We start from the raw sequence: 18,377 nt of genomic DNA on the forward strand, positions 1-18,377 counted from the left end.
ATTACTTGTATTGAGGTGTAATAGAAACTGGCTTATCTGTTGGTAATTGTAAGTTTTCCTTCATTTTCCAACTGCCGTCCATAGGTTCAATGAACACGGTAAATGCGCCTCGGTGTTCTTTATCTAGCAACGCGGTGAATGTGCCGCTGGCATTGGCAAGCAGGGTCGTGGAGAAGTCGTATTCTTTAATTGTTCGGTGATAAAACGATACTTTTAATGCGTTGACATTACTGCGGTCGCCTTTGGTGAAGTCAAAGCTGATTTTGTCATTTTCAACGATCAAATCGCCATGTAGATATAGCGCTTTTGCTTTATTGAATTTGCTCAACTCGAGGTTGATTGCTTTGCCTTTTTTGTAATAATCATCGACGACCATATCAGGACCGTTACCAACGGCATAAGTCACTAAAAATACGCACGCAATGATGGTGACTAGTGGGAAAAACATTAAAAACCAAGGCCAAAAATTCTTATACCACGGAGTTGGATTCATAATTATTCACTACTTTACATTGTTGTTTGTTTTGCTGCCTAACTAGGCGAGTTTTATATTAAATTTACGTTAGTTTGTTACTATAAGTAAGCCTCCATTATGGAGGCTTACATGTTTATGCCATGCTTATTTCTCTTGAGATAAGCTGTACACATAGGCAGTTAAAAGATGAACTTTATCTTCACCTAAAATGTCTTTCCATGCCGGCATCACACCTGCGCGTCCATGACGTATTGACTCTTCAACAGCGCGTTTTGAGCCACCGTATAGCCAAATATTATCGGTCAAATCAGGTGCACCGAATGCCATTCCAAGTGCGACAGACCCAGTGCCGTCAGCACCGTGACACGCTGCACACATGCCAAACTTAGCTTTACCAGCGTCAGCATCTTTTTGGTTTACTGTACGACCTGATAGGCTCAGTACATAAGCGGTCATTTCTTTTACGCCTTGCTCACCTAATGCAGCTTCCCAACCTGGCATCGCTGCAACTCGACCTTTTAACAGTGTTTCTTTGATTTGATCCGGTGTGCCGCCATATAACCAGTCTTTGTCAGTCAGGTTAGGGAAGCCAAGGCCACCACGCGCATCTGAGCCGTGACACTGTGCACAGTTTTGAGCATACAGCCTTTGCCCGATTTCCAACGCGTCTGAATCTTTTGCAAGTGTTAATACATCTTGCTCTGCAAACGCTTTAAAGATAGGACCAAAACGTTCGTCAGCGGCTTCAAACTCTTTATCAAGTTGAACCCAGAGCCCTTTATCTTTTGCGTCTAACACAGCTTGTTTAGACTCTTCGAGCGATATGACACCTTGGTTAGAGCTGGTCCAGCCAAGTAAACCAGCAAAGTTACCTAAGCCAGGATACATTGCAAGGTAGTACACAGACCAAACGAATGTTGCGAAGAACATGTAAGTCCACCATTTTGGCAGTGGGTTGTTTAGTTCTTCGATGCCGTCAAACTCATGACCACAACTGGCACCTTCTTCGACACCTGTGTAGTTTTTCAGATTCCAAATTAATAGGCCAAAAATGAGAGCCAGACATGCTAAGGTCAATACGATGACCCAAATACTCCAAAAGCTAGTCATTTTTCAGACTCCTTTTCCTCTTTTGAAATTGTGTTGTCGTGTTTTATTTCATCGTCGAATATGGCTTTTGCAGCGTCATCAAACCGACTTTTGGTTCGTTTGCTGTAAGCCCACACAACAATCACAATGAACAGTACTAAAATTACCAGAGTTAAAATGCCTCTGTATGTGCCGTAATCCATAATAAATTACTTCAAATGTGTGCCAAGTTGTTGCAAGTAAGCGATCAAAGCTTCCATTTCGGTTTTGCCTTGGACTGCTTGCTGTGCGTTCTTGATATCTTCGTCAGTGTAAGGAACGCCAAAGTTCTTAAAGACTTCAAGCTTCTTAGCGGTTAATTTACCATCCAGTACGTTCTCTTCTAGCCAAGGGTAACCAGGCATATTTGATTCAGGAACTACGGAGCGAGGGTCGATCAGGTGCGCATAATGCCAGTCGTCAGAATAACGACCACCAACACGCGCAAGATCAGGTCCAGTTCTTTTAGAACCCCATTGGAAAGGGTGGTCCCAAACAGATTCGCCAGCGACGGAGTAGTGACCATATCGTTCAACTTCATCCCTAAATGGTCGGATCATTTGTGAATGACAGTTGTAACAGCCTTCACGGACATAAATGTCTCGGCCTTCCATCTCAAGTGCAGTTAATGGGCGCAGGCCCTCAACTGGCTTTGTCGTGTCATCTTGGAACATCAGTGGCGTTATTTCTACCAATGCACCGAAGCTAATCGCAAACACTGTGAGAATCGCCATCAATCCAACGTTCTTTTCTACTATTTCGTGTTTATTTGTCGAGTTATTATTGCTCATAGTCGATACCTCTTAAGCCATTTGCGTGTTTGCATCAGTAGCAAGGGAGCCACTTTTTGCAGTAACAGTGCGGTATACGTTATAAGCCATTACTAGCATGCCGACTACGATGAACACACCGCCTAGGAAGCGCATGATATAGAATGGATATGAAGCCTCTAGAGATTGCACAAAGCTGTACATCAATGTACCGTCAGAGTTTACTGCTCGCCACATCAAGCCTTGCATTACACCTGAAATCCACATAGCAACGATATATAAAACAACGCCCACAGTGTGTAACCAGAAGTGTGTATTAACCAGTTTCACGCTATACATATTCGCGTGGCCAAATAATGCAGGGATCAAGTGGTATATAGCACCAATTGAAATCATTGCAACCCAGCCAAGAGCGCCAGAGTGAACATGGCCAACAGTCCAGTCAGTGTAATGCGATAGGGCGTTTACAGACTTGATTGCCATCATTGGACCTTCAAATGTTGACATACCGTAGAATGACAGAGAAACAACTAAGAAGCGCAATACTGGATCGGTACGAAGCTTATGCCACGCGCCTGATAGCGTCATAATACCGTTGATCATACCGCCCCATGAAGGAACAAATAGAATTACCGACATAACCATACCAAGCGACTGAGTCCAATCAGGTAATGCAGTATAATGAAGGTGGTGAGGGCCAGCCCAAATGTAAAGAGAGACAAGTGCCCAGAAGTGTACTACGGACAATCTATATGAATATACAGGGCGACCAGCTTGTTTAGGAACGAAATAGTACATCATACCTAAAAATCCAGCCGTTAGAAGGAAGCCTACCGCGTTGTGACCGTACCACCATTGTACCATTGCATCTACCGCACCTGCGTAGATTGAGTATGATTTAGTAAGTGATACCGGTACAGCCATGCTATTAACGATGTGGAGGACAGCAACAGTGATAATAAATCCTGCATAGAACCAGTTTGCGACATAGATATGAGATACTTTACGGTTAATCAATGTGCCGAAAAAGACGACTGCGTAAGTTACCCAAACGACTGCAATTGCGATATCAATAGGCCACTCTAGCTCTGCATATTCTTTCGAGCTTGTAATACCTAAAGGCAGTGTAATCGCGGCTGCAACGATAATTGCTTGCCAGCCCCAAAATGTAAATGAAGCTAATTTGTCGGAGAAGAGACGCGTTTGACACGTGCGTTGCACGACGTAATATGACGTTGCAAATAATGCACTAGTACCAAAGGCGAAAATAACAGCGTTCGTATGTAACGGACGAAGTCGAGAGTAAGTTAACCATGGAATGTCGAAGTTTAAAGCAGGCCAAGCAAGTTGCGCTGCGATAAATACACCTACACCCATGCCAACGATGCCCCAAATCACTGTCATTATAGCGAATTGGCGTACAACTTTATAATTGTACTCAGTTTGTGATGCTACTGTTTGGCTCATTTTCTGGATTCCGCTGCAGTTAATGCGTTTAGAAATGATTAACCTGTAAAACAGGCCCTCTTTTATATTTCAACAGTCTCGCTTTGAGTACGCTAAATAAGCCAAAGCAAGCCTGAGAAACCCTTATTTTTGCAAGGAAATAATAATTTTTTTGCAAAACAAAAGATACCTAAAACACCCCAAAGCATGACATCAATCAAGTTTTCAGCAGGTAGTTTAAAACCGTCCAGTTTTCATGACCGTGGTCAATTCAACCGAGATTTATACTAACCTTGGCTGGCCCTCAAAGCTTGATAAGCGTAGTATCATAGGCATACAATTTTGACTCTAGTCAGCTTAAATTATGCGCTATTTTTCAATATTCGCTTTGATAATTTCAATTTATTTACTTACGTCTTGCTCGGAGCTACCTACAATTATACATGAAAGTTCAGAAAAAAGTGAAAGTTCAGTCAAAACTAAAAATTGCTCTGAGGTTTCTCCATGTCGTGTGAGCCCATCAACCCAATTTTGGCTATCAAAAAAACAAATAAGAGCCGAAGAGCCTTTTGTGATTTTCGTTAAAGCGCAAGCTGATATTGATTTGAATAATGCATATATAGAAGGGGTTTCTATGTATATGGGGAAAATCCCAATTGAATTTACTCAAATTGAAGTAGGGTTATGGCAGGCAGAGGTAATGGTAGGAGCCTGTAATTTAGCTGAAATGCAATGGCAGGTTTTGGTTCCTTCACTTAATCGTTTCGGGTCAAGTAATCCTTTATACTTTTTTTCATATCGTTAGTTACAGATAATTGATTCAATTTGCTCAGTTATACACTTTTCCCCCCCATACTGTCAGCACTACAACTCCTATCGGATTAGCTTGGTTCATCTATGATGGTTTGTTGTTTATTGAGTAAAGCTGATTGTTTCTATTTTTGAAACTGTTTCGAGATTGATACTTTTTCCATTGTGTAGCTGATACTTAATTATAGTGGTTGTGCATATTGCAATATTTTTGAAATATATGGCTTTGATTAGTTCTTTTTACTAGATTTGGTCTTTTGTTTTTAAGGACTTTTTGTTTTTTTGTGAATTCCTTCAGGGTTATCTTCGCAGTTGGTTGAAATGTTTTATTGATTTTTTTTGATTAGTTTGTTTTCATATGAGTAACATTGCGTGGCTTGTGTATGCTTTAAGTTTCTGTATTGTTGTTTTTTTGTATTTTATTGGTCAGGGTATTGCAAAAGTGGAGGCAGTTTCCTTGAAGGTAAGTGCAAATTAATTAACAAGAATTTTGGAAAAAAGTTGTTTATATACTAGAGATTTACTTCATACCAACTACGCTTAAAACAATTAAAAAGAAAAATCTAAGGCATTTTAAGGAGGCCTCCTGTGGTGAATAAAAAAATTTACCGAACCCCTCTCTCCGCTTCAATTGCATTAACACTTGGCCTGTCTGGGTGTAGCCTCTTTGAAAGCGAAGATTCATCATCATTTGTGCCGGTTGATCCTGTACAGCCAGTACCAGCAGATGTCGAAGGCACTGCAACAGTAGACTTTAACGTATTTGTTTCTGGCAAGGCAGTAAAAGGTACACTCAGAGGTGCTGAACTTGTAGTAAAAGAATTAAAAAATGGAGAATTGATCGATGTCGCTTACAGAAGTAACCTTGAAACGATAGAAAAAAAAGCGACGTCAACAAGTGAAGCTGAAGCCGTTGAACTTGCTAAATCGCAAATTCTCAGTGAGAGCCCAGCGTCACTGTTAACTGCTGATGATGGTACTTATGGTTTTTATATTGACCAGCAATTTAGCGGAGCTTTATACATAACAATCAAAACAACAAAGTCCAGTGGCTTTATAAAGTGTGATGCTATTCTCGGTTGTGGGGACTTCACTACAAGTTCCGAAAATGACGTAAATTCTAACTCTAAAATTGATTTTGACGAGTGGTATCAAGATGATTTGACTTTAAATGTAATTAAAGAAATTACGTCGCAGGTTGCTCGAAAAGCAAAGGGAGCGGAGGGGACGACCAAAGCTTACACAGCAAATGCAACTATTTTTACCACTCTAGCATCTGAGTTATTGCAAAAGGTCTCACAAGATGGAGGCGAAATAAATACAGAAAGTGTAGCCAGTGCAAGTTTAAACACGTTATTAATTCTTATGGGACCAGAAGCAACAAAGGACGCTGTATTATTAAGTGGTGATATATCCTTAGGCGGTGCTGTAGATTTCACGGATGTGACATCAGAAGATAGCATTGATTCTGGTACGTTGACTCTCATCAACGTCGCATCGACACTTCAAAACATAGCTTCAAATTCTGGCAGTGATACCTCTCTTGAATCTGTTTTGGAAACATTGAAGCAAGGCGTCTCTGAGGGAAGTATCAAAGGAAGTTCAAACTCTGCTGTTGCTCAGTTAGCTGAAACACTCCAAGAAGAAGTAAACAAAACGGCAATTGTGTTTGTAGCAATTGCTAGCGGTGATATTGAAGCAATTAAAAGCGCATTAAAAGAGGTCGCGCCTGAACTAGATGAAGATGCACTAAACGAACTTGCACAAAAAGCAAAAGACGCGCGAGATCAAGCGATTGAGTCTGGAGCGACAGATGAAGATACACTAGAAGGTGCTGCTGAAGATTCAAAAAATGCAGTTGAGGACCTTGGGTGTGAGGGCGATGAATGTAATACTGATAATGATACTTTGATTAGTGATAGTCTTGCAGAGTTACTAACGTTATTGGCTCAGGCACAAAACGAACTGACTGAGCTAAGCAGCACATATTCAGGGTTAAATGAGGCTTTGCAAGCTGTTATTGCGTTAGGTGAAAACGCTCAGAATCAAGAGCAAAAAGAGAATTATTTAAAAGCCGCAGATGATTTGATCGCTGAACTATCAGACTCTAACGTCCAGCAAGGTATTGATGCTTTAACATCTAGCTCAGCGCAATTACTGGCTAGTGCTCAGGGTTTATTAACGCTTACCTCAGAAGCTCAATCAGCCGTCACAGACTCTCAAACATTGGTGGATGGTACTGCGTCTTTGAGTACAAGTATTTCAGCTCTCATTGAGTCTGCAAATGCGGAACGAGAAAAAGCTATTGCCGTGCTAGATGATACAGCGAGTGCGGCAAAAGTACTTGCTGAGGCTGCCATTCAACGCGCAGAAGAAAGTGAGCAAACATTTAATACAGCAAATACTGATGTTCAAGCACAGTTCACCGAAGCGACCAACTTATTTGCTGCTGCAGGCAACGATCTAACTGCACTTGAAGCCGCGTTAGTTAGCGCTCAGAGTGCAATAGATAAGTTCAATACTTTAAATGCCTTGACATCTGGTATTTTGAGTGACGTGGATCTTGCAAAAACGCGTGCTGATGAGTATTTAGCCTTAGCTAGAACTGACGCACAAAGAGAAGAAGCGCAAGGGTTTGTAACTTCCTCAGAGGCGAGACAGCAAACGGTTACAGCAAATGTAAATACTTTTAAAGCATCTGAGTCTGCTATCCGAACACTGAATACTAATGTGTCATTTGGTGTTGATAATGCGAGAGGTAAATCTGGTACAGATAAAATGACGTCGATTGCATTTGTCACAAGAGAAGGTGCTGATGCGGTATTTAATGCTGGTGAAGTGGTATATGATGTAGTAAGAGACATTTGGGATCAAAATCTAGATTCTGGCTCTCACAATGGCACTGCTCCGAACTATCCAGAATGGACATATAGATACAATACAGACACGTACGAAGTTGAACTTATTAATACTCAGGGTGACGAAAACATTCTGGCAAATGCACAAGTGAATTCAGGCGCGACGAGTAAAATTATTCTAACCTGGACAGGTACGTTAAAATCAACAGACGGACAAACCGTATTGGTGAAATCACCTGATTTGGCAGAGTGTGAACGTTGGTCACTAGACGTTATTGCACAACCAAATGCATCATGTTCTGTTATATTTATCGATGGCAGTATCACGACGATTGAAGATGCTAGGAACTTTGACGCATCTAGTGCTAAAACATTTAATATCGTCGAATTTGTTGATGGGCAATATGGTTTTAATGGCACTTTAGCATCAGAATTAACTTCCACAGACAGCGCTGGGAATTCAGTTCCTCTATTTGTTAGTGATGCCATTGAACATTTGAGTGTTGTTATGTCTGGTACTACAGAAGAACTGTCTTTTACAGCCGATTTTGCACTTAAAAATGAAGACAATAATGATGAACTTGGGTTGGCTAAAATTATGCTAAATGAGTTCAATGGTTATGTGTTTAACGTCAACTTGGTAGATACTGATGGGCCACTCATTGGTGATGTTACGTTATATAACGATACTACACCAACTAAGGTAGGTGACGTCGTTGAGATCACAAATGGATTTAGAGTAACATATCTCGATGGCCAAGTAATCGATTACACGGATATCGATTTCTTAGGTCAAAGCATTAACTAATAACAATTCTTTACAATAATAAAGGAAGGCGGTTTTTACCGCCTTTGATCTAATAATTATGACAAAACCTAATGCACTTCTTCTCACTATACTTTTCTCAAGCTCTATTTATGCCAATGATTTTGAAATAATTAATACTTTTGATTCAGAAATATATACAGAAGCACAACCAGTTAAATCTTTTATAGATGAATTTGACCAACCTCTAAAGTCAGGTGATAGCGCATTCACGTTTAATGTCTTTGAACTTGGGGTCAAATATAAAAACTTTTCTTTTGGTGCTCAAAGCCGCTATAACTATACGTTGGAGTTTGATCCTGATACTGCACTTTTTACTTACCTAGAAAAAAATGATCTTGAGTTTGAAAAAAGGAACTACCGATATCTATTGAAGGGTAAGCAATCAACATCCCATGGTATATTCTTTTCTTATGATTTTAATTTATTAGATGAAGCTATTACAGTTTCACCAAAGGTAACTTACTATCAGAGCGCGCATTTTCAAGATGCCGTCGTTGACGGGACTGTCTTCAGTGATGAAATAAAAGGCGCACTACAAACACAATACTTTTTTTCAAAAGATATTTTGTTCAAATCATTTACGCCTGAGCAAAGCCCTGAAGGGGAAGGTTACTCGTTTGATTTATATTTACATTGGAAAATAACGGATGACTTGCGAATTTCATTTAAAGGCCTGGATTTGATTAACGAAACGAAATATTCCGGCGTAGGTTTTGTGAACGGGATTACAACAGATGTGCCTTTTACTGAAAAGGGTGATAGTATCGAAACCGAACCATCTATTAGGCTTCGTACTTCGGCATATGGAAGAGAAGTCGATTACTCCTTTGAACATGAAGCTCGTTATTATTTTGATGTTCAGTACCGTCTAAATAATAGAATTTCGTTTGATATTTATTCTCGTCGTTTCTACAAAGATACTTTTATACAAGGCAACGTCAATTATCACTTTAATGAAAATTGGCGGGTGTTTACTGGCTATGAAACAAATTCTCAAGCTTTCGAGTTAGGTATTGCTAATGAGTATTTAGGCTTTTCTGTTAAAACAGACGATCTTGATCTCGATAGAGCGTACTATGCAAATATAAATTGGTTTGTCCGCTTAGTGCTTTAGGAAAATAATAATGAAAAAAACAAGTGGTTTATGTCTACTAATGGCACTGATTTCAGGTTGTGGTGGTAGTGGTGCAGACGTTCCTCAAGTGGCAGATATTCAACCTGGTTTTGGTAATGATGTGTCTGAATCCTTTGACGCAAATGTAAAGTTTTATGTGTCAAATTTTATAGACAAAAGTGGCGAACTAACAGTCATCAATTTAAATGATAATTCTCAAATAACACATGAAGTTGATTCTATCAATCAGTTTGCATTGACAGTGCCAGTTGACGGGCAATATCACTTTAAGTATATACCAAGCACCAGTAGTGTTACTTGCCCAAGGCAATCTGGTTGTGGGCGTTCACTGTTGAATGATCCTAATGACCTTAATGGAAACGATGAGATAGATTTTGGTGAACCCATTAATGCAGAGACACATTTTGAGCTGCTAGCCTTGCCAACACCTGGGGCCAACCATGTAGTTTTCTCAAGCTTTAATAGTGCGTTGGTAGCTTCAAATTTAGATAGCTCTATTTGGTCTCTTACAGCAACGCCTAATAATCACTTGACGCAAAGTACGATTCTGAACAAACAAAAGGCTGAGTATGTAGCAAATACGATGACTTATGTTGATGTAATGCAACAGCATTATTTGAACCAAAAAGATTCAAGTTTATTTTCAAATGCGATAGCTGAGGGTCTAAGTGGCAATCAGGACTTATTGTCTCCTTACAGGAAGTTAGCGAATCAGTATTTAATTGAAACGCTTTTATCTGAAGAAACGAACTCTTTGTATAGAGATATATCCGAAAAGGTATTAATTGAAGTCAATGAAATGCTACGCGTTAAGTCCAGTAGAGAAATGCACTCAGAAATTGAGCCTTATAGTAATGATTTACTTAACGAGGTCAGAAATGCGATTGGGGTTTTGCGATTACAAGATGAGCAATACAGCGAAGAGCTGAAAATTAAACTTGAGGAAGTAGAAAACCTTGTTAATGATGACACTCAAGAGGCATTTTTAGTTGCCTTAGAAGTGATTAGTGATGTTGTTAAGCATGTATCTCCATTTGAAAATTCTTTGGCAGGAAATTACACCCTTCCAGGTTTAGATATTGATTATCAAACAGAAGTAGGTTTTCGATGGGTTGTAACAGGTGTTAGGCGTGGATTTGAGGTAAATGTTGATATTTCAGTCCCAGAATGGAGGATAAGTCCATTGCTTGGGGATAAGATTGTAGGCTCTGGTACAGGAAAAATTTTAAAACCAGGGACAAATCTTGAATATGTTTTTGATGAGTTTGAAATTTTAACTGAGGGGCGATTTGACCCAAATAATATAGATGAAGTGTTCGGTGTTTCAAATGCACTTGGCAAGGTAACATTATCTCAAGGTGAAGCGATTTTATCAGGGAACGTAGAAGTGGAATATTTACGGGAAAAATTAAGTCTCCGCACTACTAAATCTATCATACCTTTCCTTTCAGTTGATGGTGTGCTAACAACTCCGAATCAAGTTACCCCTTTACGGATTTATGCAAATGAACGCTCTCCGTTGGCTATGAGAAGCGACATGGATCTTATTTTTGGCGCTCAGCTAGAGTTGGCATTAAATGGTGGTAAGGATCTTAGAATACAAGTTACTGGTGAACCAAATGATCTGTCTAATTTTACCACCGCAGACATTGCAATTATGCTGGGCGGACATGTGAGTGAAATCACAGTAACAAATCTTGTTGGAAATATTAATTTGATTGTTCGCGGTAAAGATGGTTATTGGGTAGACATCAAGAAAAAGAAAGATTTGTATACCGGCGGATTTTATTTTGGTGATAAACTTGTGGCAGATGTACGAACTATTAGGGGGATCCCTGGTATATTGTTTCCAGATGGAAGCTTTGAATCTTTATTCTAGTAGTTCACAAAAGATAGTACGAGGGCCTGATATGGGCCCTTTTTTTGTTTGGGTAAGAGATGAAAAAAATAGTTGTAATTGAAGCGCTGAGGATGGCATTAGAAAAAAAACTATATGAGGCTCAAGAGGCTGCAAATAGTGCGCGACAAGACGCTATCCACGAGCAAAGTGCTGCAGAAACACAGTATGACTCTTTAAGTATTGAGTCTGGCTATTTAGCAGAAGGTCAAAGTGAGAGAGTAGAGCAAGCGCACCGTGCTATTAATGCATTTGAATCGGTTTTTAAAGCTGAAGTTAGTGGCTCAGTGATTGAAGGCGCATTAATTAAGTTGAGTGATGAGGAAGATGATCATTTTTGGTATTTTATAGGCCCTGTAGAGGGCGGTCTTAAAATCATGATTTTAGAGACGCAAGTATTGGTGCTTACATTGCAGTCACCTCTTGGCTTGGCTTTAAAAGGGAAGATGTTGGGTGATGATGTTGAATTTGATTTTAATGGTTCAAAGCGTATTTTTTATATAGATAAAATTATTTAAGTACTTTTATAAATATGAAAATATTGAAATATCAAATTTGCATGTTTACAAAGTAAGCTGGCATTAGTGATTAAAAGTTGTTTATTCTAGCTATGCTCGTTAGCACTGTATTTAACTCATAAATAAGGAATATTTAATGGGCTTTAAAGTTAATCATTATGCCGCTAAAACAATAAGTAGAACTCATACCGTCGATTGGGAATTGATTTCAATCGAGCTCATAATAGGTGTTATTTGTATCGTACTGGCTGTTGTTGGATTTAAAGCCAACATGTTGCTTATTTTTATTCCTGCTGCATTGATATCATTTCTTTGTCTGGTGGGGATTGTGTATAGCTTATATTTTTATATACAAGAAAAAAGAGCGAAAAAACCATGAAATCTGGTAGGTAAAGCTTACTGTCGTGCATACGACACATACATAGTGAGCTATGAGTCCAAATTTTAAAAGCCTAATATTTAAATCATGACTTGCCAAGACTTTATGGGACTTAAACCTTAGCCAAGTCTCATACATTTATGATACCTGAATTCTATTGAGTTAATTTCGTTTTACTTACTAAAAATAATGTTTGGTTACACTGCAATGCCTTTTTGTTAATTAGGAAAATGGTTTTTCTTATAAGCGACGTTTGGGCTGAGTACAGGGTGTAAATAGTGTTATTTTCTAAAAATAACTGCACGGTTTTATCGTCTTAACATCAATACTATTTAACAGCTAAGCAGACTATATGGTTACAGGTACTCGTGGATATGAAATTGGAGTTCAATCTTTCGCGAAGGCGAGTTTTGGATTGAAGTTTGAAGATATTAACCAAGACTTTTTGTCATTTTTACCCGCTCTGGGTTCAAAAGTATTAGATGCAGGGTGTGGGGTAGGTCAAAACGCCGCAGCACTGTGTGAGTTAGGTTATGACGTGTGTGCGATAGAGCCGCTAACTGCTTTTCTAGATAAGGCAAAGGCGCGCTATAAAGAGCTGCCAATCGAGTGGCTAGAGGATAGTTTACCAGATTTAAAATTACTTAATTCCGCTAATCATGTCTTTGACTTTATATTGCTAGATGGTGTTTGGCATCATTTAAATTATAAAGAACGCAAGCAATGTATTAACCGACTTTATGAGTTATTAGCCCCCAACGGTATTTGTGCGTTTTCGCTTAGGAATGGCCCTGCAGGATTGGGCACTCATGTGTATCCGACGAACAATGAGGAGCTCTCTAGTATGGCACTAGAGAACGGCTTGGAAGTGGTTTTTCAAGTGGAAAATCAACCAAGCAAAATGCCTAATAAGCGTGATGTGAGTTGGTCTCGCGTTGCACTAAGAAAATAGTTTTTTGCGAACAATTTTGCGATACGAACTTGGTGTTTGGTTCATTTGTTCTTTGAATGCTCGGGACAGCTGACTTTGTGAATTAAACCCAACGGTGAGCGCGATTTCTTGAATACTCAAATTACTCGAAGATAATAGTTCACATGCTTGTTGGAGCCTGACCTCTTGCAAGTACGCAATGGCAGTTTTACCTGTAGCTATTTTAAAACGCCTGTTAAAGCTGCGGTAGCTCATATTAAACTGCTGAGCTACTGCAGCGAGTGATTCAACTGAGCTGGCGTTGTTTTTCAGCCAAAATTGAATTGCTGCAATTTGCTCATCGCTATATCTATCAACAGCTCCTTCCAAATAGCGTTGTTCTTCATAGGGCTTTCTGATTTCATGAGAAAAGTTTTGCTGAACATGATTTGCAGCATCTTTACCATAAAATTGACCTATTAAGTGTACAATGACATCAGCAAGCGCATTGAGGCTTGCCACTGTGTAAAGCCTATCCGACTGAGTAATAAAGTAATCTGGTTTCAAGTCCACGTTTGGGTAGCTTTTCATAAACTGATTAGCATAGTGCCAGTGGGTTGTTGCAGAATGGCCATTTAAAACCCCAGACTCAGCTAAAAAGCACACGCCAGTGCCAACTCCGATAATGGTTGCCCCTTGCTTCCTTGCACTGTCAATATTTCTAGCCAGTAGCGGGTTGTGTTTTACAACTGGCCGAGGGTTGCGCCAAATGCTTGGAACAATGACGTAATCGTAGCCCTCTAATGCACCAAAATCAGAATATACATCCATGGTCATGCCAATATTCGCTTGGACTGGACTCCCGCTTTCACTTAAACAATGTATCTCAAGCGCTTTGAAACGCTCTTTGTTATGCCGCTTCGCATAAGCTTCTCCAGCTTTGAGCATTTCGATGGGCAGCGTTACGCTGGTGATCAATAATTGTTCGTATAGCGTAAGGGCAATTCGTATTTTTTCCATAAAACTCATCTGATCTGCAAAGGTTGGCGAATATTGTCAATTCAGTGGCGAATTTTGTAAAGTTATATTATCTACTTCATTCTAGAATTATTGCAACAAATAAGTATTAAAGAGTTAAGTATGACAGCATTACCTATTATCGTCGGTATGGGTGGTATTAATGCCGCAGGTAGAACATCTTTTCACCAAGCATATCGCAGAATTGTGCTCGATAAATTAGATCAAAGCACCAGAGCAGATACCTTTTTAGGTCTCGCAACTTTAATGAATTTGGTCTCTGTTGAAGGTGATAACCTAGTTACTCAAGATGGAGAAGTTATCACTAAAGCGGACGTTGAGACTAAAGTAGGTGAACAGGTCATTGCTGGTACTTTAATTCGTAAAATCGAAAAAAATCACTTTGATGTTGATGCTACACATTGGCAGCAAAAGCTGACAATTACAGCGAATACCGAACAAGGTATTCGCTTTACTTGTCGCAAAAGAGATTTACCAACGCCCGTACCAAGTAGTTGGTCAGTAGAAGAGGTAGATACTAAAACTGTTAATGTGCATGTGCCTGAACAGCTTGAAGTAAAACACGATAGTTATAGAGATAATCCAATCAAAGCAGCGGGTCAGCTCCCAACTGGTTTTGAGCCGGCAAAAATGTATAACAGCCGCTACCAGCCTAGAGGTTTACAGGCGACCATCTTTGCAGCGACAGATGCGATTAAGTCGACTGGTTTAGATTGGGACAATGTAATGTCTAGCGTAAAACCTGATGAAATTGGCACTTATTCGGCATCAGTTGCAGGACAAATGGACAATGAAGGTTTAGGCGGTTTAGTGAGAAGCCGATTAAGAGGCGATCGCGTGAGCACTAAACAGCTAGCACTTGGTTTAAATACTATGTCGACTGATTTCATTAATGCATATGTCACGGGTAGTGTTGGAACGACTTTCTCAACTGCTGGTGCATGTGCAACTTTCTTATATAACTTACGTGCAGCAGTTAACGATATTCAAGCAGGTCGTACACGCGTGGCTGTAGTTGCTAGTGTTGAATGTGCGTTAACGCCAGAAGTCATTGAAGGCTTTGGTAATATGGGCGCTCTTGCAAACGAAGAAGGGTTGAAAAAGTTAGACAATGCAGACGAAGCAGATCATCGTAGGACGAGCCGCCCGTTTGGTGAAAACTGTGGTTTCACCATCGGTGAAGGTGCACAGGTTGCCATTCTTATGGATGACAAACTTGCGTTAGAACTAGGTGCAGAAGTGATGGGCTCTGTTGTTGATGTATTTGTAAATGCAGATGGCGTTAAAAAGTCAATCACAGCGCCTGGTCCGGGTAACTACATTACAATGGCAAAATCTGTTGCGTTGGCACAAGAGATTGTTGGGCAAGAGTCTTTGCAAAAGCGCAGCTTCATCTTAGCGCATGGCTCTAGCACACCTCAAAACCGTGTAACTGAGTCGGCTATCTATCACAAAGTCGCTGAAGCGTTTTCAATAAACGGTTGGAAGCTTGCAGCACCAAAAGCCTATGTTGGTCATACAATTGCACCTGCATCTGGTGATCAGTTAGCAATCGCACTAGGCGTATTTAGTCACAATATTATGCCAGGTATTACAACAATTGATAAAGTCGCTGATGATGTATTTGATGAGCACTTAGATATCCGTAACTACCACTATGAGTGTGGAGATATGGATATCGCGTTTATCAACTCGAAAGGGTTTGGCGGTAATAATGCGACGGCTACTGTATTTTCACCAAAAGTAACAGCGCGCCTGTTGGCTAAACGTCACGGTGAAGCTGTGTTAGCTGAATATCAGCAGAAGCTTGAAAAGACAACAGAGAATCAACAAGCGTATAAGCAAGCGGCGGATTTAGGTAATTATGAACTGATTTATCGCTTTGGTAACGGTATGGTTGATGAGTCGCAGCTGACCATAGATCAAAATGAGTTACACATACCTGGCTTTGATGAAACGATTAAGCTTACAGGTAATAATCAGTACTCTGATCTGAGCAAATAGAATTAATGTTAAGCAACAAAGGCGCTAAGGAGTAGCGCCTTTTTTTGTTTTTACGCATTTAAATATTGCGCGTGGAACTCAATGTGCTGTTCAATAAAGGAGCTAATAAAGAAGTAACTATGGTCGTATCCATCATGCAGCTGATAATCGACATCGTAACCAATTGCCTTAGCAGCATTGAGTAAAGCTTCAGGCTTAAGCTGCTCTGTTAAAAATGTGTCATCACCACCTTGGTCTATTTTGATGGGGAGCTTTCTCTCTATTTTGTGCTCTAACATCAGCTTGGTTGCATCGTATTGCGCCCATAGAGACTCATCCTCACCCAAGTAACCTGTAAATGCTTTCACACCCCAAGGGCAGTCCATTGGATTTGTGATTGGTGCAAACGCAGAAATACTTACATATTGATGACTATTTTTAAGCCCGATAGTCAGTGCGCCGTGACCACCCATTGAATGTCCACTGATGGCTTTTTTATCCGAAATAGGAAAATTTGACTCGATCAGTTTAGGTAGTTCAACTGTGATGTAGTCATACATTTTATAGTGAGCGGCGAAGGGCGCTTGAGTAGCATTTAAATAAAAGCCAGCACCGAGACCGAAGTCGTAGCTGCCATTTTCATCATCAGCAACATCTTCACCACGAGGACTGGTGTCTGGCGCGACAATGGCAATACCATGTTCATTAGCATACTTAAACACGCCTGCTTTTTGCATGAAGTTTTCATCGGTACAGGTGAGTCCCGAAAGCCAATAGAGTACAGGCAACTTATTATTTTTAGAGTCTGTTTTTGGCAAAAAAATGGCGAATGTCATTTCGCAGTTATTTGCTGCACTTTGGTGTTTGAAACGCTGATGTAAACCGCCAAACACTTTATTTTCGCTGATTAATTCCATATATTTCGCAACTTAAAATTAAATCCAAATTATAAATGGTCAAAACGGTGAGACTGCGCTCACCGCTTAAGTTGATACTTAGTAGTGGATAACTGAGCGAATGCTCTTACCCTTGTGCATTAAATCAAATGCGTCGTTGATGTCATCTAATGTCATTGTGTGGGTAATGAAGTCATTGAGTTTAAACTCTCCGGCCATGTATCTTTCAACTATTTCTGGTAGCTCAGAACGTCCCTTGACACCACCAAAGGCTGAACCGCGCCATACGCGTCCAGTTACAAGTTGGAATGGGCGAGTTGATATCTCTTGGCCTGCACCTGCTACACCAATGACAACTGATTCCCCCCAGCCTTTGTGACAACATTCTAGTGCACTGCGCATCACATTAACGTTACCAATACACTCGAATGAGAAGTCAACGCCGCCATCGGTCATTTCAACAATCACTTCTTGAATCGGCTTATCATAATCGTTCGGGTTGATTAAATCAGTTGCGCCAAGTTTCGTTGCCAGTTCAAATTTGTCGGTGTTGATGTCCACGCCAATAATGCGGCTGGCACCCGCCATCGTTGCACCAATGATTGCCGATAAACCAATGCCACCAAGGCCAAAAATCGCCACAGTGTCACCTTTTTGTACTTTCGCCGTATTCAGTACAGCACCCATACCGGTTGTAACACCACAGCCAAGTAAGCAGATCTCTTCAAGAGGCGCTTCTTTATTCACTTTTGCAAGAGAAATCTCTGGTAATACAGTGTATTCAGAGAAGGTTGAAGTCCCCATATAGTGGTAAATTGGCTCACCATCTTTATAGAAACGTGTAGTGCCATCTGGCATAAGCCCTTTGCCTTGTGTTTCTCTTATTTTTTGGCATAGATTGGTTTTACCTGAGGTACAGAACTTACACTCACCGCATTCAGGCGTGTAAAGAGGGATAACATGATCGCCAATTTCTAAGCCTGTTACACCTTCCCCTATGGCTTCAACGATACCTGCACCTTCATGTCCTAAAATTGCAGGAAAAACACCTTCTGGATCTTCACCAGACAGGGTAAATGCATCTGTGTGACAAACGCCTGTGGCTGTGATTTTAACTAACACTTCGCCAGCTTGCGGCATCATCACATCGACTTCTTCGATACTAAGTGGTTTACCTGGACCCCATGCAATGGCTGCTTTGGACTTGATAAATTGTGCCATGTTGTTGTTTTCCTATTTTTATAGAGAGACATAAGTATAACCTTTATTATAAATTTGATAATCTCGAAAATAATAAAAGACTTT

The 18,377-nt window shown here is 40.2% G+C and carries 16 protein-coding genes; 8 read left to right on the forward strand and 8 right to left on the reverse strand.

Annotated features, from left to right (window positions below; genetic code table 11):
- Nucleotide 1: 1 nt before the first annotated feature.
- From QNM16_RS02775 to ccoN, 5 genes are all read right to left on the reverse strand, one after another.
- Nucleotides 2–493 carry a FixH family protein gene (locus QNM16_RS02775; protein WP_284019062.1) on the reverse strand — a complete coding sequence of 164 codons (492 nt, stop codon included), beginning with the start codon at nt 491–493 and terminating at the stop codon, nt 2–4.
- 126 nt (nt 494–619) lie between these two features.
- Nucleotides 620–1,585, reverse strand: coding sequence for a cytochrome-c oxidase, cbb3-type subunit III (gene ccoP, locus QNM16_RS02780; RefSeq protein WP_284019063.1), 966 nt, complete (start codon nt 1,583–1,585; stop codon nt 620–622).
- Nucleotides 1,582–1,767 carry a cbb3-type cytochrome oxidase subunit 3 gene (locus QNM16_RS02785; protein ID WP_046355371.1) on the reverse strand — a complete coding sequence of 62 codons (186 nt, stop codon included), beginning with the start codon at nt 1,765–1,767 and terminating at the stop codon, nt 1,582–1,584. Before QNM16_RS02785 ends, ccoP begins: the two co-directional genes overlap by 4 nt.
- 6 nt (nt 1,768–1,773) lie before the next feature.
- Nucleotides 1,774–2,394, reverse strand: coding sequence for a cytochrome-c oxidase, cbb3-type subunit II (gene ccoO / locus QNM16_RS02790; RefSeq protein ID WP_237136372.1), 621 nt, complete (start codon nt 2,392–2,394; stop codon nt 1,774–1,776).
- 12 nt (nt 2,395–2,406) lie between these two features.
- Entirely contained in the window at nt 2,407–3,840 is a 1,434-nt protein-coding gene (ccoN, locus tag QNM16_RS02795; RefSeq protein WP_023401643.1) for a cytochrome-c oxidase, cbb3-type subunit I, read from the reverse strand.
- A 343-nt stretch (nt 3,841–4,183) separates the two neighbouring features.
- Here ccoN and QNM16_RS02800 point away from each other — a divergent pair, with 343 nt between their 5' ends.
- The 7 genes from QNM16_RS02800 to QNM16_RS02830 all read left to right on the forward strand — a co-directional run bounded on the left by QNM16_RS02800 (nt 4,184) and on the right by QNM16_RS02830 (nt 13,197).
- Nucleotides 4,184–4,624 carry a hypothetical protein gene (locus QNM16_RS02800; RefSeq protein WP_284019064.1) on the forward strand — a complete coding sequence of 147 codons (441 nt, stop codon included), beginning with the start codon at nt 4,184–4,186 and terminating at the stop codon, nt 4,622–4,624.
- A 593-nt stretch (nt 4,625–5,217) separates the two neighbouring features.
- Entirely contained in the window at nt 5,218–8,295 is a 3,078-nt protein-coding gene (locus QNM16_RS02805; RefSeq protein WP_284019065.1) for a GumC domain-containing protein, read from the forward strand.
- 58 nt (nt 8,296–8,353) lie between these two features.
- Nucleotides 8,354–9,430 carry a hypothetical protein gene (locus tag QNM16_RS02810; RefSeq protein WP_284019066.1) on the forward strand — a complete coding sequence of 359 codons (1,077 nt, stop codon included), beginning with the start codon at nt 8,354–8,356 and terminating at the stop codon, nt 9,428–9,430.
- A gap of 10 nt (nt 9,431–9,440) precedes the next feature.
- Nucleotides 9,441–11,330 (forward strand): hypothetical protein, encoded by a 1,890-nt coding sequence (locus QNM16_RS02815; protein WP_284019067.1) that lies wholly within the window; start codon nt 9,441–9,443, stop codon nt 11,328–11,330.
- Nucleotides 11,331–11,389: 59 nt separating this feature from the next.
- The gene (locus tag QNM16_RS02820) at nt 11,390–11,866 is read left to right on the forward strand and encodes a transcription elongation factor GreAB (protein WP_284019068.1); all 477 of its coding nucleotides are present in this window, start codon (nt 11,390–11,392) and stop codon (nt 11,864–11,866) included.
- 136 nt (nt 11,867–12,002) lie between these two features.
- Entirely contained in the window at nt 12,003–12,245 is a 243-nt protein-coding gene (locus tag QNM16_RS02825; protein WP_063359906.1) for a hypothetical protein, read from the forward strand.
- Between the two features lie 352 nt (nt 12,246–12,597).
- Entirely contained in the window at nt 12,598–13,197 is a 600-nt protein-coding gene (locus QNM16_RS02830) for a class I SAM-dependent methyltransferase (RefSeq protein ID WP_284019069.1), read from the forward strand.
- Here the strand turns inward: QNM16_RS02830 and QNM16_RS02835 are convergent.
- Nucleotides 13,186–14,175, reverse strand: coding sequence for a GlxA family transcriptional regulator (locus QNM16_RS02835; protein WP_284019070.1), 990 nt, complete (start codon nt 14,173–14,175; stop codon nt 13,186–13,188). The genes QNM16_RS02830 and QNM16_RS02835 overlap by 12 nt on opposite strands.
- A 120-nt stretch (nt 14,176–14,295) precedes the next feature.
- Between QNM16_RS02835 and QNM16_RS02840 the strand changes: the two genes are divergently transcribed.
- Nucleotides 14,296–16,197, forward strand: a complete 1,902-nt coding sequence (locus tag QNM16_RS02840) for a beta-ketoacyl synthase (protein ID WP_284019071.1) — start codon at nt 14,296–14,298, stop codon at nt 16,195–16,197.
- A gap of 50 nt (nt 16,198–16,247) precedes the next feature.
- Here the strand turns inward: QNM16_RS02840 and fghA are convergent, their stop codons facing one another.
- Together fghA and QNM16_RS02850 are read right to left on the reverse strand one after the other, a co-directional pair.
- Nucleotides 16,248–17,093 (reverse strand): S-formylglutathione hydrolase, encoded by an 846-nt coding sequence (fghA, locus tag QNM16_RS02845; protein WP_284019072.1) that lies wholly within the window; start codon nt 17,091–17,093, stop codon nt 16,248–16,250.
- 78 nt (nt 17,094–17,171) lie between these two features.
- Complete coding sequence (locus QNM16_RS02850) at nt 17,172–18,293, reverse strand: S-(hydroxymethyl)glutathione dehydrogenase/class III alcohol dehydrogenase (protein ID WP_284019073.1); 1,122 nt, start codon at nt 18,291–18,293, stop codon at nt 17,172–17,174.
- Nucleotides 18,294–18,377 lie beyond the last annotated feature (84 nt).

Origin of the sequence: Pseudoalteromonas umbrosa (assembly GCF_030125375.1) — a bacterium.
Classification (GTDB): Bacteria; Pseudomonadota; Gammaproteobacteria; order Enterobacterales; family Alteromonadaceae; genus Pseudoalteromonas; species Pseudoalteromonas umbrosa.